28 protein-coding genes and 1 pseudogene are annotated in these 23,687 nt (G+C 62.9%); 19 read left to right on the forward strand and 10 right to left on the reverse strand.

What is annotated here, in order from left to right; all coding sequences use genetic code 11:
• Position 1: 1 nt before the first annotated feature.
• Both LMTR21_RS12460 and LMTR21_RS12465 read right to left on the reverse strand, forming a co-directional pair.
• Positions 2-217 (reverse strand): hypothetical protein, encoded by a 216-nt coding sequence (locus LMTR21_RS12460; protein ID WP_065753171.1) that lies wholly within the window; start codon positions 215-217, stop codon positions 2-4.
• A gap of 220 nt (positions 218-437) precedes the next feature.
• On the reverse strand, positions 438-665 hold the full coding sequence (locus tag LMTR21_RS12465; protein ID WP_065753172.1) for a hypothetical protein: 228 nt from the start codon (positions 663-665) through the stop codon (positions 438-440).
• Positions 666-875: 210 nt separating this feature from the next.
• On the opposite strand from LMTR21_RS12465, the gene LMTR21_RS40005 reads away from it, so the two are divergent.
• Positions 876-1,025, forward strand: coding sequence for a hypothetical protein (locus LMTR21_RS40005; protein ID WP_187399349.1), 150 nt, complete (start codon positions 876-878; stop codon positions 1,023-1,025).
• A 53-nt stretch (positions 1,026-1,078) separates the two neighbouring features.
• Here LMTR21_RS40005 and LMTR21_RS12470 read toward each other — a convergent pair whose 3' ends face one another.
• Positions 1,079-1,306 (reverse strand): hypothetical protein, encoded by a 228-nt coding sequence (locus LMTR21_RS12470; RefSeq protein ID WP_065753173.1) that lies wholly within the window; start codon positions 1,304-1,306, stop codon positions 1,079-1,081.
• 366 nt (positions 1,307-1,672) lie between these two features.
• Between LMTR21_RS12470 and LMTR21_RS12475 the strand changes: the two genes are divergently transcribed.
• The 4 genes from LMTR21_RS12475 to LMTR21_RS12490 all read left to right on the forward strand — a co-directional run bounded on the left by LMTR21_RS12475 (position 1,673) and on the right by LMTR21_RS12490 (position 3,309).
• Positions 1,673-1,981 carry a hypothetical protein gene (locus LMTR21_RS12475; protein WP_141688321.1) on the forward strand — a complete coding sequence of 103 codons (309 nt, stop codon included), beginning with the start codon at positions 1,673-1,675 and terminating at the stop codon, positions 1,979-1,981.
• Between the two features lie 76 nt (positions 1,982-2,057).
• The gene (locus LMTR21_RS12480; protein ID WP_065753175.1) at positions 2,058-2,294 is read left to right on the forward strand and encodes a hypothetical protein; all 237 of its coding nucleotides are present in this window, start codon (positions 2,058-2,060) and stop codon (positions 2,292-2,294) included.
• 83 nt (positions 2,295-2,377) lie between these two features.
• A complete protein-coding gene (locus tag LMTR21_RS12485; RefSeq protein WP_065753176.1) occupies positions 2,378-2,656 on the forward strand; it encodes a hypothetical protein in 279 nt (92 codons plus the stop codon).
• A 62-nt stretch (positions 2,657-2,718) separates the two neighbouring features.
• Positions 2,719-3,309 (forward strand): NUDIX domain-containing protein, encoded by a 591-nt coding sequence (locus LMTR21_RS12490; RefSeq protein ID WP_065753177.1) that lies wholly within the window; start codon positions 2,719-2,721, stop codon positions 3,307-3,309.
• A 37-nt stretch (positions 3,310-3,346) separates the two neighbouring features.
• On the opposite strand, the gene LMTR21_RS12495 is transcribed toward LMTR21_RS12490, so the two are convergent.
• Both LMTR21_RS12495 and LMTR21_RS12500 read right to left on the reverse strand, forming a co-directional pair.
• Complete coding sequence (locus LMTR21_RS12495) at positions 3,347-4,204, reverse strand: SDR family oxidoreductase (protein WP_065753178.1); 858 nt, start codon at positions 4,202-4,204, stop codon at positions 3,347-3,349.
• A gap of 148 nt (positions 4,205-4,352) precedes the next feature.
• On the reverse strand, positions 4,353-4,793 hold the full coding sequence (locus LMTR21_RS12500) for an FAD-dependent oxidoreductase (RefSeq protein ID WP_065753179.1): 441 nt from the start codon (positions 4,791-4,793) through the stop codon (positions 4,353-4,355).
• Between LMTR21_RS12500 and LMTR21_RS40805 the strand changes: the two genes are divergently transcribed.
• Positions 4,771-4,986: a hypothetical protein gene (locus tag LMTR21_RS40805; protein ID WP_246175447.1), complete on the forward strand. Its 216-nt coding sequence runs from the start codon at positions 4,771-4,773 to the stop codon at positions 4,984-4,986. The genes LMTR21_RS12500 and LMTR21_RS40805 overlap by 23 nt on opposite strands.
• On the opposite strand, the gene LMTR21_RS12505 is transcribed toward LMTR21_RS40805, so the two are convergent.
• On the reverse strand, positions 4,978-5,700 hold the full coding sequence (locus tag LMTR21_RS12505) for a DUF72 domain-containing protein (protein WP_065753180.1): 723 nt from the start codon (positions 5,698-5,700) through the stop codon (positions 4,978-4,980). The genes LMTR21_RS40805 and LMTR21_RS12505 overlap by 9 nt on opposite strands.
• Positions 5,701-5,943: 243 nt before the next feature.
• Positions 5,944-6,234 carry a hypothetical protein gene (locus LMTR21_RS12515; protein WP_246175448.1) on the reverse strand — a complete coding sequence of 97 codons (291 nt, stop codon included), beginning with the start codon at positions 6,232-6,234 and terminating at the stop codon, positions 5,944-5,946.
• Positions 6,235-6,802: 568 nt separating this feature from the next.
• On the opposite strand from LMTR21_RS12515, the gene LMTR21_RS12525 reads away from it, so the two are divergent.
• Entirely contained in the window at positions 6,803-7,033 is a 231-nt protein-coding gene (locus LMTR21_RS12525) for a DUF6496 domain-containing protein (protein WP_065753200.1), read from the forward strand.
• Between the two features lie 342 nt (positions 7,034-7,375).
• On the opposite strand, the gene LMTR21_RS12530 is transcribed toward LMTR21_RS12525, so the two are convergent.
• Together LMTR21_RS12530 and LMTR21_RS12535 are read right to left on the reverse strand one after the other, a co-directional pair.
• On the reverse strand, positions 7,376-7,807 hold the full coding sequence (locus LMTR21_RS12530; protein WP_065753182.1) for a CBS domain-containing protein: 432 nt from the start codon (positions 7,805-7,807) through the stop codon (positions 7,376-7,378).
• Positions 7,808-7,955: 148 nt separating this feature from the next.
• Positions 7,956-8,279 carry a hypothetical protein gene (locus LMTR21_RS12535; RefSeq protein WP_065753183.1) on the reverse strand — a complete coding sequence of 108 codons (324 nt, stop codon included), beginning with the start codon at positions 8,277-8,279 and terminating at the stop codon, positions 7,956-7,958.
• Positions 8,280-8,831: 552 nt separating this feature from the next.
• On the opposite strand from LMTR21_RS12535, the gene LMTR21_RS12540 reads away from it, so the two are divergent.
• The gene (locus tag LMTR21_RS12540; protein WP_347339171.1) at positions 8,832-9,287 is read left to right on the forward strand and encodes a host attachment family protein; all 456 of its coding nucleotides are present in this window, start codon (positions 8,832-8,834) and stop codon (positions 9,285-9,287) included.
• Positions 9,288-9,324: 37 nt separating this feature from the next.
• Here LMTR21_RS12540 and LMTR21_RS12545 read toward each other — a convergent pair.
• Positions 9,325-10,751: pseudogene (locus LMTR21_RS12545) on the reverse strand (UxaA family hydrolase).
• Between the two features lie 330 nt (positions 10,752-11,081).
• Here LMTR21_RS12545 and ytfQ point away from each other — a divergent pair.
• The 11 genes from ytfQ to mmsB all read left to right on the forward strand — a co-directional run bounded on the left by ytfQ (position 11,082) and on the right by mmsB (position 23,451).
• Positions 11,082-12,047 carry a galactofuranose ABC transporter, galactofuranose-binding protein YtfQ gene (ytfQ, locus tag LMTR21_RS12550; protein WP_065753202.1) on the forward strand — a complete coding sequence of 322 codons (966 nt, stop codon included), beginning with the start codon at positions 11,082-11,084 and terminating at the stop codon, positions 12,045-12,047.
• Positions 12,048-12,184: 137 nt separating this feature from the next.
• Positions 12,185-13,726, forward strand: coding sequence for a sugar ABC transporter ATP-binding protein (locus tag LMTR21_RS12555; protein ID WP_065753184.1), 1,542 nt, complete (start codon positions 12,185-12,187; stop codon positions 13,724-13,726).
• An 11-nt stretch (positions 13,727-13,737) separates the two neighbouring features.
• Positions 13,738-14,721: an ABC transporter permease gene (locus LMTR21_RS12560; protein ID WP_065753185.1), complete on the forward strand. Its 984-nt coding sequence runs from the start codon at positions 13,738-13,740 to the stop codon at positions 14,719-14,721.
• Positions 14,718-15,701, forward strand: a complete 984-nt coding sequence (gene yjfF / locus LMTR21_RS12565) for a galactofuranose ABC transporter, permease protein YjfF (protein ID WP_065753186.1) — start codon at positions 14,718-14,720, stop codon at positions 15,699-15,701. The genes LMTR21_RS12560 and yjfF overlap by 4 nt, the downstream gene beginning before the upstream one ends.
• The gene (locus LMTR21_RS12570) at positions 15,698-16,477 is read left to right on the forward strand and encodes a FadR/GntR family transcriptional regulator (RefSeq protein ID WP_065753187.1); all 780 of its coding nucleotides are present in this window, start codon (positions 15,698-15,700) and stop codon (positions 16,475-16,477) included. Before yjfF ends, LMTR21_RS12570 begins: the two co-directional genes overlap by 4 nt.
• Positions 16,474-17,406, forward strand: coding sequence for a Gfo/Idh/MocA family protein (locus LMTR21_RS12575; protein WP_065753188.1), 933 nt, complete (start codon positions 16,474-16,476; stop codon positions 17,404-17,406). The genes LMTR21_RS12570 and LMTR21_RS12575 overlap by 4 nt, the downstream gene beginning before the upstream one ends.
• Positions 17,403-18,539, forward strand: coding sequence for an aldose epimerase family protein (locus tag LMTR21_RS12580; RefSeq protein ID WP_065753189.1), 1,137 nt, complete (start codon positions 17,403-17,405; stop codon positions 18,537-18,539). Before LMTR21_RS12575 ends, LMTR21_RS12580 begins: the two co-directional genes overlap by 4 nt.
• A 14-nt stretch (positions 18,540-18,553) precedes the next feature.
• Positions 18,554-19,438, forward strand: coding sequence for an SMP-30/gluconolactonase/LRE family protein (locus tag LMTR21_RS12585; RefSeq protein ID WP_065753203.1), 885 nt, complete (start codon positions 18,554-18,556; stop codon positions 19,436-19,438).
• 111 nt (positions 19,439-19,549) lie between these two features.
• On the forward strand, positions 19,550-20,623 hold the full coding sequence (gene chvE / locus LMTR21_RS12590; protein WP_065753190.1) for a multiple monosaccharide ABC transporter substrate-binding protein: 1,074 nt from the start codon (positions 19,550-19,552) through the stop codon (positions 20,621-20,623).
• An 87-nt stretch (positions 20,624-20,710) separates the two neighbouring features.
• A complete protein-coding gene (gene mmsA, locus LMTR21_RS12595) occupies positions 20,711-22,273 on the forward strand; it encodes a multiple monosaccharide ABC transporter ATP-binding protein (protein ID WP_065753191.1) in 1,563 nt (520 codons plus the stop codon).
• The gene (mmsB, locus tag LMTR21_RS12600) at positions 22,270-23,451 is read left to right on the forward strand and encodes a multiple monosaccharide ABC transporter permease (RefSeq protein WP_057837014.1); all 1,182 of its coding nucleotides are present in this window, start codon (positions 22,270-22,272) and stop codon (positions 23,449-23,451) included. Before mmsA ends, mmsB begins: the two co-directional genes overlap by 4 nt.
• Positions 23,452-23,687 lie beyond the last annotated feature (236 nt).

Below are 23,687 nucleotides of genomic sequence, written 5' to 3' on the forward strand. Positions count from 1 at the left end.
GTCAATGTTTCGCGGGCGGTGCCGAGAAGACCAGCGACATGTCCTCGTATTCCTCGATCGGAAGCCTGGTTACGCCCGCGGCGGCCGGAGATTTCTTCGACAACGCCGCGCCGGTGGTTACGGTCGAGCGTTCATGGGAAATTGAGTACGAGCGCATGGTGGTTGCGACAGCGAGCAGCGCGACTGCCACGAATCCGGAAAACAACAGACGCTTCATGGAAAACTCCGTTGGTACGAAATGCATTGTGGCTTGCACCACCGCAATACGGCCAACGGTCACCCGTGAATGTGCTCTGCGTCACCTATCACGATCTTGTTTTTGACAATTGAATCGGTTCTCTCGCGCGGAAACAGATTCTGAATCGCCACCGCTAGTTGATGGATCGTCGTTTGTCACCGCAGCGCTGTGGCGAAATGCACGCGTGAATCGAATTTGTCTACGGCGCAGGACGACGGCCGGTGCGCGGATTGAGCGGACCCGTCGGCCGCCGCCGCAATGCTTCCGGCAGAAACTCCTCGTCTCTATCGGGCACAGCGCTGGAGCGGACGTCCGCCGCGGACTGGGCCCGCTCGTGCGGGGTCTGGTTGTCGTTGAATCGTCGCTTCACGTCGACGCCGTCAACGGGATCGTTGACGCCGTGCTGAATGTCCCTGAAGTCACCCATGAAACCCTCCCTGAGCGATTAGCGATCTGCATGCTCGCAAACGCGAGCTGGTGAGCGGTGTTCCATCGTGCCCACGAGAAGCGCGCCAAATTGAAGCGTCAAATGGAACCGTGGCTCCGGCGCTTAATTGATTGCAGGCAACCGCGAGATGGCGCGGCAGACGAGCAACAAGGCGTAATCGGACAACCAACGGGAATTTGGGAGAATGTGATGGGACTCGAAGCCGTGTTTTTCATCGGAGCGTTCGTGCTTCTTACCGCGCTGATCTACGGGACGCTGAGCTACCGTTATCGCAACAGGGCGGCAACGGAGGCGGGCGAGGAAATCGTGCGGGAGCGCTATCGACGGAATGAGGGCTGACGCCGAGACTATTCCGGATATTGCTGCGCTCATCCGGGTCGACAGATCCTGCTTCACGGCACGCCTTGGGAGTCCTTGGCGCCGAGCGCGGTCTTGTTGCCGGCGTCGCGACCGGGGACGCTGACATGAACCTCGTGACCCTGCCGGATCGCGAGTGAGGCAGCCGCAACGGCGGCTTCGAACGCTGCTTCCTTGGTGTCGTAGCTGTGCGGCGCACTGCCGTCGTGGAGAACGGTCCAGCCGTCCGGCTTGGAAATGATCATGTATTCGGCCAATCCCATCGAAGCCTCCTTGCTGTTCGCAAGGGCAACGTGGAAGCTCGTTCACCGTTCCGATACGTGTCACGCCGGTGCATTCATGCGTGCGGCTCGCCGCATCGACGGCGTATCTTGACGAAGGAGGATCAGGTTTTGGGTGGGCGCCCGCGTTTCGCGAACAGAAGCCCCTGCATGTCAGCGGCCTTCTGGAGCAGACCTGCGCGTTTCAGCGCCTCGCTTCGGGCAGCACCATGGGGCATCGCACGCGCTTGCTCCAGGGCCGCTAGCGCTTCGATTTGCAACTCGTGTTGGGGCCGGGCGTCGTCTTTCCTTTTGTCCATCCGAAAACAGTAGGTGCGGGCCCTTCGCCTGTCTGTACGGTTCCGTACCTTGGAACCGGAGGCCGAAGGGGTAATCCCCAAGGAACCAAATCGTGAGCTTGCCGCTTCCACCTTCGGATCTTCAAAACGCGCCCCGGCGCAAGAACGGGCAACAAGCCGGGCGCTGCACGCGGATGGAGCCTTGCGAATGCTCGAAGAGAAACTGAAGGAGTCGATTGTTGCGGAGCTGAAAAGGCAAGCCGCGAATGATCCGAATTCGCTCAGCATCGAGAGCTCCGATGGTCTCATCGTCAAGGGCAGGATCGATCTCGACGATCTGGTGATGGTGATTGCGGGTGCGGTTGCAGGGGGGCCGTAACGGGCTGCCGCGAGCCGGCTGTGTCAGGAACGGAGCGGGTCACCGGACGTTTTCCCACAAAGGGATTGAACGCAACATGACGGAACCACTGCCACTGCTGATCGAGAGTTCGATCGCAATTGCTTGGGATTATCTCGAGCGTACGGGAGAGTTGGGCGATGCGATGGTGGCCGGCCGCTTCCTCAGCGACACGATCGAGCTGATGGTGCGCCGTGGCGAACGGCGGCGGTTGATGCTCGCCAACAAGGCCATCACGGCCTATCAGCAATTCTTACGAAAGCAGTCCATGACTCCGGTGCTCGCATCGGCCTGATGACAGTTTCGTGTTCATGCAGGAACCCTTCATACGAGATACGAGCTGAGGTTGAAGAGTCGCTTCAACCAACGGAGTTTCCCATGAAGAAAACGATCCTGGCCTGCGCATGCGCCCTGTTGCTGTCGACCGGCGGCGTGCTCGCACAAATGCAGCCAGCGCCGGGCGGCGCAGCCCATGGTGACGTCGGCCCCGGCGCGGGCAAAGGCACGAAGGCTAAAAGCACGAAAATGGAAAAGGGCATGACCACCGGCACTGGCAAGATGAAGGCCGGAAGCTCGACCAGCAGCGCCCCGTCCGGTTCGGGTAATGTGGGACCGGGGACCAACAACAATACGGGTCCGCAACCCGGCGGCCGCTAAACCCTCACGAATGCCGTTGCTTGCAAGGCAGCGGCATTCGTGCTGTTCGCACGCCAACGACAATGGACGGTGAGACCGTACACATCCGCGACGTCGAGACCCTTGCCCAGCGCAAAGGAAGGCTGATCCGCGTGACTTACGATCAACAGAGACGCGACGGTGAGCAACAGCGGCGCGAGCGCGAGATTTACGACAACGGCAACTCGGCCGTTATTCTTCCCTACGATCCCTCCCGCAAGACCGTGCTCCTGACGCGGCAATTGCGGGTGCCGATATTTCTGCAGGATGGCATCGAGCGAACCGTAGAGGCATGCGCCGGCAAGCTCGATGGCGAAAGCGCCGAACGGCGCATCGTGAAGGAGATGCAGGAGGAGCTCGGTTACAAGATCATGAACCTACAACGATTGTTCGAGCTCTATGTCAGTCCGGCCGCGATCATGGAGAAGATCGTCTTCTTCACCTGCACGTATTCGCCGCAAAACAAGGTGTCGGATGGTGGCGGACTCAAGGAGGAGGGAGAGGACATCGAGGTGGTCGAGGCCACGTTGGAGGAAGCTGTCGCGATGATCGCAGCCGGCGAAATCATCGACGCCAAAACCGTCATCCTCGTTCAATATCTGAGCGATCGCATGCAGGCGGCGCTGCGCAGCTAGACTGGAGCGGCGTCGAGGTGATCCGCGTCGGCCTACGCTACAGGAACGGCTTTCCGCCGGTGACCGCAATCGTCGCGCCGGAGACGTAGCTGGAAAGCGGATCGGCCAGCATGACATAGGCGGTGGCCAGCTCGACGGGCTGGCCCGGACGCTTCATCGGGACCTGCTTGCCGAAGCTCTTCACGGAGTCCTCAGGCAGGGTCGAGGGAATCAGCGGGGTCCAGATCGGCCCCGGGGCGACCGCATTGGCGCGAATGCCCTTCTCGGCCAGCATCTGCGCCAGCCCCGCTGTGAAATTGTGGATTGCGCCCTTGGTGGTCGCATAGGCCAGCAAAGTGGGGTTGGGCACATCCGAATTGATCGAGGCGGTGTTGATGATGCAGCTTCCGGCCTTCATATGAGCGACGGCGGCCTTGGTCAGATAGAACATCGCGTGGATGTTGACCTTGAAGGTCAAGTCCCATTCCTCATCGCTGATATCTTCGATCGACTTGAAGCTGGCCTGATGTGCGGCGTTGTTGACGAGGATGTCGATGCCGCCGAGCTCCGATACAGCCTTGGCGATCACCGCCCGGCAATGATCGGGATGCTGGATGTCACCTGAAACAAGAACGGCTTTTCTGCCGGCCTCCGTCACCAGTTGTTCTGTCTCCCGCGCATCGTCGTGCTCTTCGAGATAGGAGATCAGGACATCGGCTCCTTCCCTGGCGAAGGCAATGGCGACCGCGCGACCGATGCCACTGTCGCCGCCCGTGATGATCGCTTTCTTGCCATTGAGCCGGCCGCTGCCTTTGTAGGATGTTTCGCCATGGTCGGGCAGCGGGTTCATGGCGCCGGTCGTGCCCGGCATCGACTGGTGCTGGCTGGGAAAGGGCGGGCGCGGGTAGTGCAGCATTGTATCTCTCCCTAAAAAGACGGCGCGGCGACGCGGCGTTCGTGTCGCGGCTCAAGTGAGACGGTGGAGGTTTTCCAGGTGGGCCTGGTCCCGCGTCAATGTTCGGCCGCGGCCTTCGTTCCTGTTGCGCGCAGCGCTGCGGTGCGACTTACGGCTTATCCTCGATGTCGTGCTTGACCAGCGGACTTACTGCGGGAGCGTTGAGCGGTGTGCCATCGATCCACGCCCGGCTGCAGCCGCACATAGTGATAGGGATCCAGCGTGTCCCAGTACAGGGCATCCGGATCGCGCCCTTCCTAAGGGAGAATGCCATCGCATAGGAGCGATACGGAGCCATCTTGGTGTGCAGGACAAATCGGTCGACGATCGGCGAGTTCGTCGCCACGACCACCGCGCGGGCGACGACCTTGCCGCCCGCGGTTGAGACGACCACCGTGCCGTCGTCACGCTCCTCGATGGATTCGATGATCGTACCGGCGTAGAGCTTCCCGGCCTTCGCTTCGACAATCGCGGCAAGACCCTTGAGATATTTGAGGGGATGTGCCCTGGCGCGGATAGCGCAACACGTGCTGTTGCTCGCAGTGGGCAAAGGGGACGCCGACCATCCGATGGACAGGCGCGCCCACCTTGCGGACCGCATCCAGCTCATCTTCGATGATTTTCGAGTCAGTATGGAGGGCTTGAAAGAGATAGCCGTCGAGGCGACGAAAATCGCAATCGATGGATTCCCTGTCCTGCACCTCTTCGATGCGATCGACCGCAGATCAGGCCTGTCACAATAGCTCGATCAGGCGCCTTGCATCGGACGGCGCGGCGCTCTTCTGGTCATTATCGAAATAGACGAATACATCGCAGCCCTGCTTCCTCCAGGACCTGATGCGGCGGGCCCAATCGACAAGGGCGGCCTCACCATAGTGATCCTTATAGCGGCCTCCGGGCCCATGCCCGCGGACATAGACGAAATCGGCAGTGCGTTTCCACGGCGCCGGGGCGTCGTGATGGTCGGAGATACAAAGCGAGATGTTTTGCTCGCGCAGCAGCCGGATAATCTTGTGCTCGTACCAGCTCGGATGCCTGAATTCGAAGGTGTAGCGGCGCTTCTTCGAAAGCAGTTTGAAGAAGGAGGCCAGGCGGTCGGCGTTAGCGTGGAAGTTGGGCGGTAGCTGAAACAGGATCGGCCCCGCCTTCTTCCCGAGCAGGGACAGACGGCTTTCGAGCAGTTCGAGGCTGTTGACCGAGTTCTCCGAGAGCCGCTTCCAATGCGTGATGAATTTCGATGCCTTCCAGGCAAACACGAAATCGCTTCCGGTCTGCGCGCGCCAGCCCTTCACCGCTTCCGGCGTCGGCGTCCGGTAAAACACCCCGTTCAGTTCTGTCGTCGGGAATTGGCCAGCGTAGTACGGCAATTGCTCCTTGAGCGGTAATCCCCTGGGAAAGAACGGTCCGCGCCAGGAATCGTAGTGCCAGCCCGAGGTGCCGATCAGGACGCGCGGCATGACATCACGGCTTCAGGACGACCCGGGTGCCGTCTTCCACCTTCGGATCGCGAACGCTACCGCACCGAATGCGGGCCTTGCCGTACCACGTCAGCGCCTTCATCGAAATCCTCCTGATCAGTCGAGGATGAAACGATCGGCGACGATCGGTTGTTCCTGCATCCTCGCCAGGAGAGCGAGGAACGGCAAGCGCGGCCTGTGTTGCCGATGGGGTCTGGTTCGGCTTTTGCGGTGGTCAGGGGGCTAGTGGAGATCGTCCAGCTCGACAAGGAAGGCGAGCAGCAGATCTCCGTCTATCTGCTTGGAATCCCGCGTAGCTTCCCGATAGGCGACAATTTCGTTCTCGGTCGAACGCCGGGCCCGGAGCCGCGCCTTGCCATCCCACAGAGGCGCGCCGTTCGACGTCAGGCAGGTGATGTCCTGAAGCAGCCAATGCTCGTGACAAAGTTGCTGGGACTCGCGCAAGTTCTTGGCTTCGAAAGCAAGCGTAGGTCTTCCGTCGATATCCAGGGTGAAAATCCCGGGCAGCAACATCATCCGATCCACGTCATATGTCTGACCACAATGAAGAGACCGGCGGCGCCGACGGCAATGAGTGCGCAGGGCATCGCGATCTGCATCGCAATCCGAATGACAGTCAGGTTCATGCCAGCGGCCTGACGTTCTCCGGTGAACGGTTCAGTGTCCCTGACGCGCAATACAGGTTTTTGTCGCGCTACACTCATAGTCCGATCAGCCGGCAAGGTAGGCAGATGCTTGCGTCAAAATAACCTGCAAGCGCGTTCTCGTCTGTCCGATCCCTGACACACAGTCTCGAGAAACATGGCTCGAAACGGGGCATGCCGCGGCGCAAAGCCTGACCGGACGTCGCGACAGGCTCGCAGCGGCCGGCGTGCAAAGGGAACGATAGGGGAGGATTGCTGATTGAGCAGATGCCGGACCAAATCCGGCGGCGGAGGAATTTGAAAATGAAATACCTTGCCCCGTGCCTTGCCCTCGTTCTCCTGGCGACGCCTGCCATGGCCCAGTCGATCGGAGAGAAGACCGGAGTTAATTCAACGCTGGGACTGTGCGAACTAATTGAACGGTGAGGATGAACAAGATGGCGAAGAAAGCAAAGAAGCGCAGATATTCAAAAGGGGCGGCGAAGAAGGTCGGTCGCGCCATGAAGAAGCGGAAGTCCGGCACGCTGAAGAGCGGCCGGTCCGGCAAGAAGGTGAAGAGCAGGAAACAGGCAATCGCGATCGGCCTGTCGGAAGCGCGAAAGAAGGGCGCCAAGGTACCCAGGAAGGGTTCGAAGAAACGCTCGAAGAAGCGCGCGAAGAAGTCCTGAACGGGTCAATCCGACCGCGCCAGATCGGCGGCGGGATAGGCCACCATCCAGTCGTCAAGCAATTCGCCGAAGTCATCGAGTGCTCGAATGCGATAGCGCTCGTGATTTCGCGGCGAGATTTTGCGGTTTCGAGGGAATGTTGATTTGGGTGTGGGTGTCATCGGTCTTCGCCGCTCCGCCGGCGTTCCCCCACGCATATGATGGGCATTAGAACGGCTAATGGCTGACCGAGGTTCCTACGATCTCATGAAAAACGGCTACGCCAGCGGCGGCGGCCCAATGGAGGCAGAAACGCCGTCATCCACGGCGATATCAGAACCGCAGCCGGCCGGGCTGCGCGGATCAAAGCTGTGCATGCTGTCCGCCGGGCCGAGAAATCCTGCTCAAAGCCGCGCCCGTGCCATTGCCGCATTGCACCAGCGCGATGTCGCCCAGCGCAATGATGCCGACAAGCCGCTTGTTGCGGTTGAGCACCGGCAGGCGACGAACCTGAATGTCGCCCATGATCGCGCTCACCTGGTCGAGATCCTGATCCTCGTAGCAATATTTGACGTCGGCCGTCATCACGTCGCCGACCCGTCCCTCGGGGCCCCGGCCCATGCCCATGCCGCGGATCGCGATGTCGCGGTCGGAAATCATGCCGACCAGGCGGTCGTTGTCGGTCACGGGCAACAACCCGACACCAAGCGCTGCCATCGCCTGCGCGGCGTCCTTCAGGGTGTCGTCGGGAGTGCAGAGTTGGACTTCTGACGTCATCACGTCGGACACTTTCATGGAAGTCGCTCCGTTTGCCGGTTGCTTCGCCCGCTAATAGGCGACCGCAGGTCGCTGTTCCCTTGCGCACATGAAAATATTAAGCAGCTGAAATATTCAGGCAGTGCAGGAGAGACTTCGGACCACCCGAAGTCTCTCCCGGATTGTCCTACCAGCGGTTGCTGTCGATCCCGACGCCCACGCTGACGCCCGGTGCACGAACGCCGACGCCAGATCGCGGTTCATCCCAGTCGCGATAGCGTCGACGTTCGATATAGCGCTCGCGCGGCGTATAGGCATAGGAATCGCGCACGATCACGCGGCTGCCGCCGCGGGTACGATAGCAGCGTCCGTCTTCGTCACAGACCATGCGGACCTGCTGTATCAGGTCGGAGCTCGAGTATTCGGTCTCGGTGTAGACGTCAGTCGCATTTGCGCTGCCGGCCAGGAGCGCGCCTGCGCCGGCCAGCAGACCGATTGCAATCTTCCTCATAAGTTCCTCCTCATTCGAACGCTGCCCTACGAGGCTCAAAGCATCGCTCCCGCTTTGGTTCCGACGGTGGATACGGAACGATCAGCAAGTTCCAAGCCGGCGCCCTCCACCTTCGACCGCACAAAATACACGCAGCGGCAGATCGGACGCGAACCGTCGACCAACACCCGTCGACACGCACGCAGCCATCGACCGCAGTCGCGGACGAACGTCAACCTCTCCGCCAATCTGACGGAGAGCCAGCGTACCTGCGCGAGCACATCGATCGGCCGGCCGAAGTGGTCGAGGTGATGCCGCAGCGGCTACAACTTGATCGTGGTCCGCGAGGATATCGTGATCATCGCGCATCGCCACGGCTGCGGGAGTATCGCTATAGCGAGCGAGACGATCGCACCTGCATTATCGAGCCCGGCGAACGGGGATCATCGAGGAAATCGGCGACTGACATGTAAATACGTCTAAATATGTCGAGGCTGGAAGCGGCCCGAGGTATCCTCCCGGCAGGCAACCAACCCGGCACTTCATGCGTTAGGCCGGCATGGAGCAAGGACGATGATGGCTGGACAAAAACCGCAGATTTCCCACAACACCCTCATGCTTATCGGCGATGGACGAAAGGCGCTTTTTCTCCGCAACAAAGGTACCCCCCAGCGGCTCAATCTGGAAGTCGAGCAGGTTCTCGAGCAGGAAAATCCGGCAACGCGCGAACAGGGGACAGATCGTCCCGGCCGTTCCATCCAGAGCGTCGGCGCCGCCCGAAGCGCAATGGAGCAGGCCGACTGGCATTACATCGCGGAAGAGCGGTTCGCCGCGACCATTGCCGAAGCGCTCTATCGCCTGGCTCACGGCAATCGCTTCGACAAGCTCGTTGTCGTTGCACCCGCGAAAGTGCTGGGCAATCTCAGGCAGGCTTTTCATGCCGAAGTGGCGGAGCGCATTGTCGCTGAGGTTCCGAAGGAGCTGACCTCTCACCCGATACCCGAGATCGAACGGCTGATGGCGGCTTAACCGCCGTCAAGCCACCACGGTTTACCCGTGCATTGTGTCAGGTCACCGGGCCGGGATTGAACAGCGCGAGCGCGTTGGTCAGCTTCCAGTGCTCGGCCCAGGTCTCGCGGCCGCTTGCCACGTCGAGCATGAGACGGAAGATCTCCCAGCCGACGTCCTCGATCGTGGCGTCGCCGGTCGCAATGCTGCCGGCATCGACGTCGATCAGATCGTGCCAGCGCTGCTTGAGTTCGCTGCGCGTCGAGACCTTGATGACGGGGACGGCGGCAAGACCATACGGCGTGCCGCGGCCGGTGGTGAAGACGTGCAGCGTCATGCCCGACGCGAGCTGTAGGGTACCGCAGACGAAATCGCTGGCCGGCGTCGCTGCAAAAATCAGCCCTTTTTCACGGACACGTTCGCCCGGCGCCAGCACGCCCGCGATCGGGCCGGTGCCGGACTTGATCACCGAGCCCATCGCCTTCTCGACGATGTTGGAGAGGCCGCCTTTCTTGTTGCCCGGCGTGGTGTTGGCGCTGCGGTCGGCTTCGCCGCCGGCGAGATAACGGTCATACCAGGCCATCTCGCGCACCAGCGCATCCGCAACCTCCTGGTTCGCCGCGCGCGGCGTCAGCAGATGGATCGCATCGCGCACTTCCGTGACTTCTGAAAACATCACGGTGGCGCCGACGCGGACCAGAAGATCTGCGGCGAAGCCGAGCGCCGGATTGGCTGTTACCCCCGAGAACGCTCGACGATCTCGCCGAAGCCGGTAAGGCCTTCATCCTGCATCCGCATGATTTCGTCGTCGCCGCTCATGCCTTCGGGCAGCAGCAGTTCGGGCTGCAGCTTCTCGCAGCCGAGGCCGACGATCATCACCTCGCCGCCGAAATTGGGATTGCGCGCGAGGTTCTGCAGCGTGCGGATCGGCACCGCGGCGCCCGGCGCGTTGATCGCAACCCCGCAGCCATAGGCATGGGTGACCGCCACCACGTCGTCGACGTTGGGATATTTTGGCAAGAGCTCCTTGCGGATCCGCTCCAGCGCGAACTCGACGGTGCCGGCGACGCATTGAACGCTGGTTGAGATCGCGAGGATGTTGCGGGTTCCGACCGAGCCGTCGGGGTTCCGATAGCCTTCGAATGTGTAGCCTTCCAGCGGCGGCAGGACGATCGCGCCGCCGTTCGGCTGCGGCAGATTGTCGAAGGAGGGCGCATCGGGCATCTGCACCAGCGATTCCTTGACCCAACTCCCCTTGGCGATCGGCGCTGCGGCGTGGCCGATGACCTCGCCGTAACGGAGAATGGCTTCGTCCTTGCCGATGTCGGCGAGGGCAACCTTGTGGCCCTGCGGAATCTGTTCGATCAGCCGCAAGCCGCAGGCAAATTCGGCACCCGGCTGCAGACCGCCGCGGTTCGCGACAATCGCGACGTTATCGTCCGCGTGCATGCGGATGTAGAGCGGTTTCGCGGCGGCGGACTGCATGTCGAAATCCTCAAGTACTGGCGGCGTCAGACAACGCGTAACTGCGCCGTGTGCGTGGGGCAATCAAGGTCAAACCGCTGGTGTGATCAAGCAAGCCGTTGGGACCCGCAATCCAGCGAAAACGGTCGCTGGCGCTCGGCCCACCGGCGCTAGAACCGGGCTCACGAGCGAGTGACGGTTGGAACCAAATAGTCAAATAATATGACTAGTCAGCGCCCATCTTCCGTGGAATATTCCCTGCGCTGCCGCCAACGGACAGCAAAAAAGGTGCCTTGATACCGAATTTTGGGGATGCAGGCACCCTGAACAACATTTGGGAGAATGCGCCTCATGACCTCCAAAGCCCTTCTTGCGGCCACCGCGCTGGTCGCTCTCACCCTCGCTCTTCCGGCAACCGCCGCCGAACTCACCGTCGGCTTTTCCCAGATCGGATCCGAATCCGGATGGCGGGCGGCGGAAACCTCGGTTTCCAAATCGGAGGCCACCAAGCGCAAGGTCACGCTCAAGATCGCCGACGCCCAGCAGAAGCAAGAGAACCAGATCAAGGCGATCCGCTCCTTCATCGCCCAGGGCGTCGACGCCATCTTCCTCGCGCCTGTTGTTTCGAGCGGCTGGGATGCGGTGTTGAAGGAGGCCAAGGAAGCCAAGATCCCGGTCGTGCTGCTCGACCGCGACATCGATCCGTCCGGCAAGGAGCTCTATCTCACCGCCGTCACCTCGGACAGCGTGCACGAAGGCGCGGTCGCCGGCGAATGGCTGGCGAAGGCCGTGGCGGGCAAGGCCTGCAATGTCGTCGAGCTGCAGGGCACGGTCGGCGCGAGCGTCGCCACCAACCGCAAGAAGGGTTTTGACGGCGTCGTTGCCAAGAACGCCAATCTCAAGGTGGTGCGCAGCCAGACCGGCGACTTCACCCGCGCCAAGGGCAAGGAGGTGATGGAAAGCTTCATCAAGGCCGAAGGCGGCGGCAAGAATATCTGCGCAGTCTATGCCCACAACGACGACATGATGGTCGGTGCGATCCAGGCGATGAAGGAGGCCGGACTCAAGCCGGGCAAGGACATCCTGACGGTGTCGATCGATGCGGTGCCCGACATCTTCAAGGCGATCGCGGCCGGCGAGGCCAATGCGACCGTCGAGTTGACGCCGAACATGGCGGGACCGGCGCTCGACGCCATCATGGCCTACAAGGCGAAGGGAACGGTGCCGCCGAAGTGGATCCAGACGGAATCGAAGCTCTACACGGCGGCCGACGATCCGCAGAAGATCTACGACAGCAAGAAAGGCCTCGGCTACTGATCGGCCGACGCTACGCCGCCGGGTCTCAAGCCAGCCCCGGGGCCCGGCGGCAAAGGCCTTCTCGACGAATCCGCCTCACAAGGCGAACATGCCAGGCGTTCGCGTGCGATGCGAATGTCGGTGGGAGTGATGCCGGCATGAATGCAGCTTCTGACCCTGGCCCGGCTCTGCTGGAAGTGCGGGGCCTGAGCAAGAGCTTTGGCACGCTGCGCGCCCTGCAGGAGGTGGATTTCACCTTGCGGGCCGGCGAAGTTCACGCGCTGCTCGGCGAGAACGGCGCTGGCAAGTCCACCCTGATCAAGGCGGTGACCGGTGTCTTCCCGCGCGATGCCGGCATTGTCAGGCTCGGCGGCGCCGAGGTCGCGCCGCGCTCGGCCAAGGCTGCGGTCGATGCGGGGATTGCGACCGTCTATCAGGAGGTCAATCTGCTGCAAAACCTGTCGGTGGCACAGAACCTCTATCTCGGCAGGCAGCCGACGCGGTTCGGCCTGGTGCGCGAGGCCGAGATGCGCCGTCGCGCCACCGCGCTGCTTGCGGAGTTCGATCTGCATATCGATGTCGCCGAGCCGCTCGGCAACTATTCAGTCGCGGTACAGCATATCGCGGCAATTGCCCGCGCCGTTGACCAGTCCGCGCGCGTGCTGATCCTCGACGAGCCGACCGCGAGTCTGGATCGCCATGAGGTGGAGATCCTCTTCGCCGTGATGCGCAAGCTCGCCGCGCGCGGGATCGGCGTCATCTTCGTCACGCATTTCCTCGATCAGGTCTACGAGATCTGCGACCGTATCACGGTCCTGCGCAACGGCCGGCTGATCGGCGAGCGCACCACTGCCGAGCTGCCGCGGATCGAATTGATCCGCATGATGCTCGGCCGCGAACTCGCCGAGACGACGAGCGAGCGTGCGGCAGCGCAGGCGCGACAGGTGGGGGAGATCTGCGCGCGTTTCGAGGACTACGGCAAGGCCGGCTATGTCGCACCGTTCAATCTGGCGCTTCGCCGCGGCGAAGTGGTTGGGCTGGCGGGCCTGCTCGGGTCGGGGCGCACCGAGACCGCGCGCCTGGTATTCGGCGCCGAGCGCGCCGACAGCGGCAGTGCTGCGGTCGAAGGCAGGCCGGTCCGGCTGCAATCGCCGCGTGACGCCGTCTCCCATGGCTTCGGCTATTGCCCCGAGGAGCGCAAGACCGATGGCATCATTGCCGATCTCACCGTGCGCGAAAACATCGTGCTGGCGCTGCAGGCTAAGCGTGGTTTGGCAAAACCGCTGTCGCGCGCCGAGCAGGACGAGATCGCCATGCGTTTCATCCGGATGCTCGACATTCGTCCGCCGGAGCCGGAGCGGCCGATCGGATTGTTGTCCGGCGGCAACCAGCAGAAGGTGCTGCTCGCCCGCTGGCTCGCCACCGCGCCGCGCGTTCTGGTGCTGGACGAGCCGACCCGCGGGATCGATGTCGGAGCCCACGCCGAGATCATCCGGCTGATCCGCGAACTCTGCGACAACGGCTTGGCGTTGCTCGTAATCTCTTCCGAGCTCGACGAGATCGTGACCTATTCCGACCGGGTGATCGTGCTGCGCGACCGCGCCCATGTCGACGAGCTGGAAGGGGAAGCCATCGACGTCTCCAATATTCTGGCGGCGATTGCCGCCGGCACCGCCGGTGCTGAAGCCGGGCAAGCATGATGCCAAGTACGATGCAACGACTGCTGCAAACCCGAGGCCTTGCCCAGATCATCGCCTTGCTGGCGATCCTCGCGATCGATCGCGCGGTCTCGCCGCAATTCTTCGATTTGCGGATGCAGGACGGGCGGCTGTTCGGCAGCCTGATCGATGTCCTGAACCGCGGCGCGCCGGTCGCGCTGCTTAGCTTGGGCATGGTGCTGGTTATCGCCACGCGCGGCATCGACCTGTCGGTTGGCGCGGTGATGGCGATATCAGGCGCCATTGCCGCGAGTCTCGCCGACGCATACGGCCTGCCGCTCGCGTTCGCCGCCGCGCTCGGCGCCGGGCTGTTGTGCGGGCTCTGGAATGGCTTCCTTGTTGCGGTGCTGGGTATCCAGCCGATTGTCGCTACATTAATCCTGATGGTAGCGGGCCGCGGCGTCGCGCAGCTCATTACCGAAGGCCGCATCGTTACCTTTACCGCGCCTGATCTGGTCTGGCTCGGCAATGGCGCCGTGCTCGGCGTGCCGACGCCGGTCGTGGTCGTCATCGGCATGCTGGTCATCACCGGGGCGGTAGTCCGTGGCTCGGCGCTCGGCCTGTTGATCGAGGCGACCGGCGGCAATGCGAGGGCGAGCGAACTGGCCGGAATTGGCACGCGCGCCATGATCCTTGCGGTCTATGTGTGGTGCGGCCTGTGCGCGGCGCTGGCCGGCGTCATCGCCGCCGCCGATATCATGGGCGCGGACGCCAACAATGCCGGGCTTTGGCTCGAGCTCGATGCCATTCTGGCCGTCGTGATCGGCGGCACCTCGCTGTTCGGTGGGCGCTTCAGCCTGGTGCTGGCGATGGTCGGTGCGCTGATCATCCAGGCGATGAACACCGGCATCCTGCTCTCGGGCTATCCGCCGGAGTTCAATCTCCTCGTGAAGGCGGCCGTCGTGCTGGTCGTCTTGCTGCTGCAGTCGCCACGCTTCGCCAGCGCCGGGGCCGTGCTGGGGAGGGCACGCCAATGAGGGGGCTGCCGCCGGTTGCGATTACGGCCATCGTCTTCGTCGTCGGATTTGCGCTCTGCACGATGCAATTCCCCAATTTTGCCTCTACTCGCGTGGCCGCCAATCTGCTGACCGACAATGCCTTTCTCGGCATCGTCGCCGTCGGCATGACGTTCGTGATCATTTCCGGCGGCATCGACCTGTCGGTTGGCTCGGTGATCGGGTTCACGACGGTGTTCGTCGCGCTGGCGATCGAGCGGCTTGGTATGCCGCCGCTGGTTGCGTTTGCCGCAATCCTGCTGCTGTGCGCTGCCTTCGGCGCGGCGATGGGCGCCATCATTCATGTCTTCGACATGCCGCCTTTCATCGTCACGCTGGCGGGCATGTTCCTTGCCCGTGGCGCCAGCTTCCTGATGTCGACGGAGTCGACGCCGATCACGGCGCCGCTCTATTCGACGGTGTCGGATTTCGCGCTGCGGCTGCCCGGAGGAGGCCGGCTTACTGCCATTGCGCTGATCATGCTTGCGGTGGTCGCAGCGGGCGCGGTGCTGCTGCATTTCACCCGCTTCGGGGCCAATGTCTATGCGCTCGGCGGCAGCCGCGCGACCACGGCGCTGATGGGCATACCGGTCGGGTCGATGACGGTGCGCATCTATATGCTGTCGAGCGTGCTTGCCGGGCTCGCCGGCATCGTGTTCTCCTTCTACACCGCAGCCGGCTATTCGCTGTCCGCCGTCGGCGTCGAGCTCGATTCCATCGCGGCCGTGGTGATCGGTGGCACCCTGCTGACCGGCGGCCAGGGCTCGGTGGTCGGCACGTTGCTCGGTGTGCTGATTCAGGGCCTGATCCAGACCTACATCAATTTTGATGGAACCCTGTCAAGCTGGTGGACCAAGATCGTGACCGGTATCCTGCTTTTCGCTTTCATCGCCTTGCAGCAGGCCATGCTCGGCATCGCCCGCCGCGCCGGCCCCCGCAAGGCAGGAGTCCTCAAATCATGACCTCCCGGCTTGTCGTCATCCCGACGCGGCGTGCGCACTCCAATCACGCCGAGGTTGCCCGCAGCATCGGCGTCGACATCATTGCCGGCCGTTACGCTGAAGGCAGCCGCCTGCCGGGCGATGCCGAGCTCACGGCGATGTTCGGCGTGTCGCGGCCGGTTCTGCGCGAGAGTGTGAAGACGCTGGTGGCCAAGGGCCTGCTCACCACCAAGGCGCGGGTCGGTACCGTGGTGCGCGAACGCGGCGCCTGGAATATGTTCGACGCCGACGTGCTGGCCTGGCATCTCGATGCCGGCATCGACCGGCGCTTTCTCAACGATCTCGCCGAGATTCGCCTGGCGGTCGAACCACGCGCCGCTGCGCTCGCGGCTTCCCGCCGCTCGGAGGCCGACATCGCCGAACTCAATCGCAGTATGGAGCGGATGCGGCGCGAGGCCTCCGACTCCGTTGGCTTTGCCGATGGCGATCTAGCCCTGCATCTGGCCGTCGCCAACGCCTCCGGCAATCTGTTCATGCGCTCAATCGGCAACGTCATCGAGGCGGCGTTGCGCGCCTCTTTCCTGCTCAGCGCGCCGGTCGAGACGCAGGACCGCGAGACGGTGCTGCTGTGGCACCAGCGCATTGTCGATGCGATCGCCGGCGGGGATGCCGAGGCGGCGACGGCGGCCATGGCCGAGGTGATCTACAATGGGCTGCGGCGCCATGAGGGGACGCCGGCATCATCAGGTCCCGCGCCTGCGATCCCCACTGCAGCCGAGCCTGGAGAGCCATCATGAGCCCGCTTCGCGTCGCCATCGTCGGCTTCGGCAAGATCGCGCGCGACCAGCACGTGCCGGCGATTGCCGCGACCGACGGCGTGGAACTGGTCGCCATCGCCAGCCGCAACGCCTCGCTACCCGGCGTGCCGCATGCGGCGACGCTCGATGAACTCCTGCGCGACGGTCCGCCGATCGACGCGGTGGCGCTGTGCACCCCGCCGCAGGTTCGCCACGCGCAGGCGGCGATGGCGCTTGCCGCCGGCAAACATGTGATGCTGGAAAAGCCGCCGGGAGCCACGGTCGCCGAAATCACTCCGTTGGTAGCCGCGGCGAGGGCCGCGCAAGGCACGCTGTTTGCTACCTGGCACTCGCGGTTCGCCTCGGCGGTGGAGCCGGCGCGGCAATTGCTGGCTGGACGGAAGGTCATTTCAGTGAAAATCACGTGGAAGGAAGACGTCCGGGTTTGGCACCCGGGACAGGCCTGGATCTTCGAGGCGGGCGGGCTCGGCGTGTTCGATCCTGGCATCAACGCACTTTCGATCCTGACGCGAATTCTGCCGCAGCCGTTATTCGTAACCTCGGCCGATCTCGCGTTTCCCGCCAACCGCGACGCGCCGATCGCGGCCAACCTTGTGCTCGGCGATGCAGAGGGGCTGAAGATCGCGGCCGAATTCGACTTCCTCCAGACCGGCCCGCAGAGCTGGGACATCGATCTCGAAACCGATGCCGGCCCGGTCACGCTGTCCATGGGCGGGGCAAGGCTGAGGGCAGGGGGCGCGCAACTCGTCGATGCCGCGGACGCTGAATATGCCGGGCTCTACCGCCGCTTCCGCAAACTCACGGCAACCGGCGAGAGCGACGTCGATCTCGCGCCGCTGCAACTCGTCGCCGACGCGTTCCTGCTGGGACGACGCCGCACGGTCGAGCCATTCGAGGACGCGACATGAACGCGCCGTCCGTCTCTCGCGTCGCGCGTTCCCGCTTCGGCGTCCTGCCTGATGGCAGCGAAGTCGAGCGCATTGTCCTGCAATGGGATGGCGGGATCGAAGCATCGATCATCACGTATGGCGCGAGCCTGCAGGCGTTGCTGGTGCCTGACATCGTCGGACGTCGCGACGATATCGTGCTCGGTCACGACGCGTTCGAGGGATATCTCGCCCGGCGGCAGTTTTTCGGCGCAACCGTCGGCCGCTATGCGAACCGCATCGCCGGCGGACGCTTTGTGCTCGATGGCAAAGACGTGCAACTCGCAGTCAATAACGGGGCCAATGCGCTGCATGGCGGATTGGAAGGTTTCGATCGCCGTAACTGGCGGATTGTCCGGATCGAGGATGGCGATCGTCCGGCCGTGACGCTTGCGTATACGAGCGCCGATGGCGAGGAGGGGTATCCCGGCACGCTGGAGGTGGAGGTGACCTGGCGTCTCACCGGGCCGATGGAACTCTCGCTCGACATGACGGCGCGGACCGATCGCCCCACCGTGGTCAATCTCACCAACCACAGCTTTTTCAATCTGTCCGGCGCACGTTCGGGCCGGCAAATTCTCGACCATCATCTCACCGTGGCGGCGGATCATTTCCTCGCCATCGATGCCGGCGCGATCCCGCTGCCGCAGCCGCCCAGCGAGGTCGCCGGCACGCCGTTCGACTTCCGCGAAGGCTTCGAGGTCGGCGCGCGGATCCGTAACGACCATCCGCAATTGCGCGTGGGCCGCGGCTACGATCACAATTTCTGTCTTGCGCCGGCAACTGGCGAGCCTCGCTTCGCCGGGCGGCTGGCCGAGCCAACCTCCGGCCGCGTGCTCGAACTGTTCACCAACCAGCCCGGCCTGCAGGTCTATTCCGGAAACTTTCTCGACGGCACCACCGGCGGAAAGGGTGGCCGCCTGTATCGCCAATCCGACGCCATCTGCCTCGAACCGCACGCCTGGCCCGATACGCCCAATCGGCCGGACTTTCCGAGCGCACGGCTTGCGCCGGGCGAGGTCTATCGTCACACCACATCGTACCGCTTTACGCACGCGATCCAGGGCGCTATCGGGATACAATCCAAGGTAGAGTTACCCAGGAGCGGGCGATGATCGGTGGTCACAGGATGGAAGAGGTGCCGACGACCGTTCTCTGCAACGAGCGCTGCTATCTTGGCGAGGGACCGACCTACGACGCGACAACCGATACGGCCTGGTGGTTCGATATCCTCGGGCGCCGCCTGTTCGAGGTGCGGCTCGGCACCGGACAGATCACCATCCATTCCCTCGCCGTGATGGGCAGCGCGCTTGGGCGGATCGACGCGCATCGCCAGCTTCTCGTCGCCGATGACGGGCTCTATATCCGTGAGCCCGCGAATGGAGCGATGACGCTGTACCGTCCGCTCGAAGCCGACAATGCCGCCACGCGTTCGAACGACGCCCGGGTGCATCCGTCCGGCACCTTCTGGATCGGCACCATGGGCCGCCACGCCGAGCGGGGGCTCGGCGCCATCTATGCACTGCATCGCGGCGAGCTGTCGCGGCTCTACGACAACATCACTATCCCGAACGCGATCTGCTTCTCGCCGGATGGGACCATCGGCTACTTCGCCGACACCGGGAAGAACGTGTTGTTCCGCGTCGACCTCGATGCAGCGACCGGCCTGCCGCGCGGTGAGCCCGCCGCGCTGGTCACACGACGGAACGGCGGCGGGATTGACGGTGCCGTGGTCGATGCCGACGGGCTGATCTGGAACGCGCGCTGGGGCGGTGGCTGCATTGACGTCTACAGCCCGGAAGGCGTGCACCTGCGCACGATCCGCGTCCCGGCGCGGCAATCGAGTTGCCCCGCTTTTATCGGCCAGGATTTTTCGCGCCTGCTGGTGACGTCGGCCTGGCAGGGAATGGCAGACGACGCCAAGCGCGCCGATCCCGACCATGGCCGCACCTTCGTGCTCGACGTCGCGGTGCGCGGCCGGCCTGAACCAGACGTCAAACTTGCGACGGGTTGATGGAGGAGACGAGGAGCGGCACAAACGCGAAAGAGCGAGCGAGTTTCAAGAACCGCATTCAGCGGTCCGACAATCCAGGGAACAGATCCTCTGATATCAAGGGAGTGAAGCATGACTAGTCTGAAGACCACATTGTCGGCCCTGGCGCTGGCAGCAACCATGGCCGCAACGGCGGTGACCGGCGCTTTCGCCCAGAGCAAGGGAACCGTCGGCATCGCCATGCCGACCAAATCCTCGGCGCGCTGGATCGACGACGGCAACAACATCGTCAAGATTCTGAAGGAGCGCGGCTACGGCACCGACCTGCAATATGCCGAGGACGATATTCCAAACCAGCTCTCGCAGGTCGAGAACATGGTGACCAAGGGCGCCAAGGTGCTGGTGATTGCGGCAATCGATGGCACCACGCTGTCGGACGTGCTGAAGCAGGCCAAGGCCAAGGGGATCATCGTGATCGCCTATGACCGTCTGATCCGCGACACGCCCAATGTCGATTACTACGCCACCTTCGACAATTTCCAGGTCGGCGTGCTGCAGGCCCAGTCGATCGAGCGGGCGTTGGGGTTGAAGGACGGCAAGGGCCCCTTCAATATCGAATTGTTCGGCGGCTCGCCGGACGACAACAACGCCTACTTCTTCTATAACGGCTCGATGTCGGTGCTGCAGCCCTATATTGACAGCGGCAAGCTGGTGATCGGCAGCGGCCAGAAGGGCATGGACAAGGTCTCGACGCTCCGCTGGGACGGCGCCACCGCCCAAGCCCGCATGGATAACCTCCTGAGCGCGTTCTATGGCCGCAAGCGGGTCGATGCGGTGCTCTCGCCCTATGACGGCCTCTCCATCGGCATCCTCTCGTCGTTGAAGGGCGTCGGCTATGGCAGCGGCAACATGACGATGCCCGTTGTGAGCGGCCAGGATGCCGAGGTGCCGTCGATCAAGTCGATGCTGCGCGGCGAGCAATACTCGACCATCTTCAAGGATACCCGCGATCTCGCCAAGGTGACCGCCGACATGGTGGACGCAGCGCTCAGCGGCAAGGAAGTGACCGTCAACGACACCAAGACCTACAACAACGGCGTCAAGGTGGTACCGTCCTATCTCCTGAAGCCCGTCGTCGTCGACAAGAGCAATTGGGAGAAGGTGCTGATTGAGGGCGGCTACTACAAGAAGTCGCAGATCGACTAATCGGAACGGCGGCGCCGGCGATGGCTGGCGCCGCCACCTGTCCGCAACAGGTGGCTGCGGTGGAGAGAAAAAGGACGTGATGACGCGATGACCGCAATTCTCGAAATGCGCGGCGTAAGCAAGAGCTTTGCCGGCGTGCAGGCGTTGCGCGACGTCAATTTCACGGTGGAGGCGGGGCAGATCCACGCGCTGGTCGGCGAGAATGGCGCCGGCAAGTCGACCCTGATGAAGGTCCTGAGCGGCGTCTATCCCCATGGCGACTACGAAGGCAGCATCATCTTCGACGGCGAGGAGCGGCGTTTTCGCGACATCAATGATTCCGAGACGCTGGGCATCATCATCATCCACCAGGAACTGGCGCTGATTCCGCTGATGTCGATCGCGGAGAACATTTTTCTGTCGCATCCGCCGTCGAGTCTCGGCGTGATCGACCGCGACATGGTCTACCGCCGGACCAAGGAATTGCTCGCTCAGGTCGGCCTCACCGAGATGCCGGATACGCTGGTGACGGATCTCGGCGTCGGCAAGCAGCAATTGGTCGAAATCGCCAAAGCCTTGTCCAAGCAGGTGCGACTGCTCATTCTCGACGAGCCGACCGCCAGCCTCAACGAGAACGACAGCGCGGCGCTGTTGGATCGCCTGCTGGCCTTCCGCGCCCAGGGCATCGCCTCGATCCTGATCTCGCACAAATTGTCGGAGGTCGCGCGCGTCGCTGACCGGATCACGGTGCTGCGCGACGGCCGCACCGTCGACAGCATCGATTGCCGGGCCGAGACGGTGGAAGAGGACCGGATCATCCGCAGCATGGTCAATCGCGATCTGGCCCATCGCTTTCCGCAACGCACGGCCACGATCGGTGCACCGGTCTTTACCGTCAAGGACTGGACGGTGCATCACCCGTTGCACAGGGATCGCCGTGTGATCAAGGGCGTGGATTTCGAGGTCCGCCGCGGCGAGGTCGTCGGGATCGCCGGGCTGATGGGCGCCGGCCGTACCGAATTTGCGATGAGCCTGTTCGGCCGCGCCTGGGGCGAGCGGATCAGCGGGCGTGTCTGGCTCGACGGAAGGGAAGTGAATCTATCAAGCGTGGCGGCCGCGATCGATGCCGGCCTTGCTTACGTTACCGAGGATCGCAAGGAGCTCGGCCTGATCCTGGACGCGGATGTCCGCAAGAACATCACGCTGGCGAGCCTTGGCCGGGTGGCGCGGCAGGGCGTGATCGACGACATGTCCGAACTGCGCGTTGCCAACGACTATCGCAACCGGATGCGAATTCGCTGTTCCGATGTCTATCAGGAGACCGGCCAGCTCTCCGGCGGCAATCAGCAGAAGGTGGTGCTGTCGAAATGGCTGATGACCGATCCGAAAGTATTATTCCTCGACGAGCCGACGCGCGGCATCGATGTCGGGGCAAAATACGAAATCTATTGTATCATCAATGAGCTTGCCGAGGCGGGCAAGGGGGTGGTGATGATCTCGTCGGAAATGCCGGAACTGCTTGGCGTCTGCGACCGCATCCTGGTGATGAATGATGGCGCGTTCGTCGGTGAATTCGCCGTCGCCGAGGCCACCCAGGAAAGGATCATGCGCGCCATCATGCGCAACAAGGAAATGGACAAGAAGGTACTTCAGGGAGAATTGCAACCATGACCGACAAGGCGGTTGCGCTGCCCGGGCACGCTGGCTTCATCAAGAACAATCTGCGCAATTACGGCATGCTGCTGTCGCTGTTTGCGATCATGCTGTTCTTCCAGGTCATGACCGACGGCACGCTGCTGCAGCCGCTCAATTTGACTAATCTGGTGCTGCAGAACAGTTACATCGTGATCATGGCGCTCGGCATGCTCCTGATCATCGTCACCGGTCACATTGATCTCTCGGTCGGCTCGGTCGCGGGGTTCGTCGGCGCCGTCGCTGCCGTGCTGATGGTGCGCTACCACGTGGCCTATCCGCTGGCCTTCATCGCCTGCCTTTTGGTCGGCGCGCTGATCGGCGCCGCACAGGGCTATTGGGTTGCCTATTTCAAGATCCCGTCCTTCATCGTGACGCTGGCCGGCATGCTGGTGTTCAAGGGCCTTGCGCTTGCGATCCTAGCGGGTCAATCGGTCGGGCCGTTTCCGCCGACCTTCCAGAAATTGTCGTCGGGCTTCATTCCGGAACTGTTTCCCGGCGCCGGCACGCTTTATCCCACGTCGCTGTTGATCGGGGCCGTGCTGGCGGTGGCCCTGGTCTATACCAGCGCCAAGAGCCGGGCGCGGCAGGCCTCGCATGGCATCGAGGTCGAGCCCTTTGGGTTCTTCGTCGCCAAGAGCGCGGTGCTGTTCGCGGTGATCGTGTTCTTCGCCGGCCTGATCGCCTCGCATCGCGGCCTGCCCAACGTACTCGTCATCATGACGGCGCTGATCGCGCTCTATGGATTCGTCACCACCCGCACCGTCATTGGCCGTCACATCTACGCCATCGGCGGCAACGCCAGGGCGGCTAGCCTCTCCGGCATCAAGACCGAGCGGCTGACGTTCCTGACCTTCGTCAACATGGGGGTGCTGGCGGCGCTCGCCGGTCTCGTCTTCGCCGCGCGGCTCAATACGGCGACGCCGAAGGCCGGCGCCGGCTTCGAGCTCGACGTCATCGCGGCCTGCTTCATCGGCGGCGCATCCGCCTATGGCGGTGTCGGCAAGGTGGGCGGGGCCGTGATCGGCGCCATGATCATGGGCGTCATGAACAACGGCATGTCCATCCTCGGCATCGGCATCGACTACCAGCAGGTGATCAAGGGCCTGGTGCTGCTCGGCGCCGTCTGCCTCGATGTCTATAACCAGCGACGATAGGGGCGGGCTGGAGCAGAATGAGATTAGGTTGGGCCGTGACGATGGATCATCTCGTGTACCGGACGCAAGCGGCGTGAGTGCTGCGAGCCGGGCCCATTCTACTTTGCATGGGGTTGTTTTCGCGATTTTGTGTCTGGGCCCTGCGGTGTGCCGCCGAAGGGTCTTTGCACTGCGTCCGGGACACGAGATCGTTAGTGCTTCGCACTAACGGCATCTCGATTCGACTCCAACCCATC

Origin of the sequence: Bradyrhizobium paxllaeri (genome assembly GCF_001693515.2) — a bacterium.
Classification (GTDB): domain Bacteria; phylum Pseudomonadota; class Alphaproteobacteria; order Rhizobiales; family Xanthobacteraceae; genus Bradyrhizobium; species Bradyrhizobium paxllaeri.

Excerpts from the sequence above, each read along its gene's own strand:
- LMTR21_RS12460 (WP_065753171.1), bottom strand. The coding sequence starts at position 217 with ATGAAGCGTCTGTTGTTTTCCGGATTCGTGGCAGTCGCGCTGCTCGCT.
- LMTR21_RS12465 (WP_065753172.1), bottom strand. The coding sequence starts at position 665 with ATGGGTGACTTCAGGGACATTCAGCACGGCGTCAACGATCCCGTTGAC.
- LMTR21_RS40005 (WP_187399349.1), top strand. The coding sequence starts at position 876 with ATGGGACTCGAAGCCGTGTTTTTCATCGGAGCGTTCGTGCTTCTTACC.
- LMTR21_RS12470 (WP_065753173.1), bottom strand. The coding sequence starts at position 1,306 with ATGGGATTGGCCGAATACATGATCATTTCCAAGCCGGACGGCTGGACC.
- LMTR21_RS12480 (WP_065753175.1), top strand. The coding sequence starts at position 2,058 with ATGACGGAACCACTGCCACTGCTGATCGAGAGTTCGATCGCAATTGCT.
- LMTR21_RS12485 (WP_065753176.1), top strand. The coding sequence starts at position 2,378 with ATGAAGAAAACGATCCTGGCCTGCGCATGCGCCCTGTTGCTGTCGACC.
- LMTR21_RS12490 (WP_065753177.1), top strand. The coding sequence starts at position 2,719 with ATGGACGGTGAGACCGTACACATCCGCGACGTCGAGACCCTTGCCCAG.
- LMTR21_RS12495 (WP_065753178.1), bottom strand. The coding sequence starts at position 4,204 with ATGCTGCACTACCCGCGCCCGCCCTTTCCCAGCCAGCACCAGTCGATG.
- LMTR21_RS12505 (WP_065753180.1), bottom strand. The coding sequence starts at position 5,700 with ATGCCGCGCGTCCTGATCGGCACCTCGGGCTGGCACTACGATTCCTGG.
- LMTR21_RS12515 (WP_246175448.1), bottom strand. The coding sequence starts at position 6,234 with ATGTTGCTGCCCGGGATTTTCACCCTGGATATCGACGGAAGACCTACG.
- LMTR21_RS12525 (WP_065753200.1), top strand. The coding sequence starts at position 6,803 with ATGGCGAAGAAAGCAAAGAAGCGCAGATATTCAAAAGGGGCGGCGAAG.
- LMTR21_RS12530 (WP_065753182.1), bottom strand. The coding sequence starts at position 7,807 with ATGAAAGTGTCCGACGTGATGACGTCAGAAGTCCAACTCTGCACTCCC.
- LMTR21_RS12535 (WP_065753183.1), bottom strand. The coding sequence starts at position 8,279 with ATGAGGAAGATTGCAATCGGTCTGCTGGCCGGCGCAGGCGCGCTCCTG.
- LMTR21_RS12540 (WP_347339171.1), top strand. The coding sequence starts at position 8,832 with ATGATGGCTGGACAAAAACCGCAGATTTCCCACAACACCCTCATGCTT.
- ytfQ (WP_065753202.1), top strand. The coding sequence starts at position 11,082 with ATGACCTCCAAAGCCCTTCTTGCGGCCACCGCGCTGGTCGCTCTCACC.
- LMTR21_RS12555 (WP_065753184.1), top strand. The coding sequence starts at position 12,185 with ATGAATGCAGCTTCTGACCCTGGCCCGGCTCTGCTGGAAGTGCGGGGC.
- LMTR21_RS12560 (WP_065753185.1), top strand. The coding sequence starts at position 13,738 with ATGCAACGACTGCTGCAAACCCGAGGCCTTGCCCAGATCATCGCCTTG.
- yjfF (WP_065753186.1), top strand. The coding sequence starts at position 14,718 with ATGAGGGGGCTGCCGCCGGTTGCGATTACGGCCATCGTCTTCGTCGTC.
- LMTR21_RS12570 (WP_065753187.1), top strand. The coding sequence starts at position 15,698 with ATGACCTCCCGGCTTGTCGTCATCCCGACGCGGCGTGCGCACTCCAAT.
- LMTR21_RS12575 (WP_065753188.1), top strand. The coding sequence starts at position 16,474 with ATGAGCCCGCTTCGCGTCGCCATCGTCGGCTTCGGCAAGATCGCGCGC.
- LMTR21_RS12580 (WP_065753189.1), top strand. The coding sequence starts at position 17,403 with ATGAACGCGCCGTCCGTCTCTCGCGTCGCGCGTTCCCGCTTCGGCGTC.
- LMTR21_RS12585 (WP_065753203.1), top strand. The coding sequence starts at position 18,554 with ATGGAAGAGGTGCCGACGACCGTTCTCTGCAACGAGCGCTGCTATCTT.
- chvE (WP_065753190.1), top strand. The coding sequence starts at position 19,550 with ATGACTAGTCTGAAGACCACATTGTCGGCCCTGGCGCTGGCAGCAACC.
- mmsA (WP_065753191.1), top strand. The coding sequence starts at position 20,711 with ATGACCGCAATTCTCGAAATGCGCGGCGTAAGCAAGAGCTTTGCCGGC.
- mmsB (WP_057837014.1), top strand. The coding sequence starts at position 22,270 with ATGACCGACAAGGCGGTTGCGCTGCCCGGGCACGCTGGCTTCATCAAG.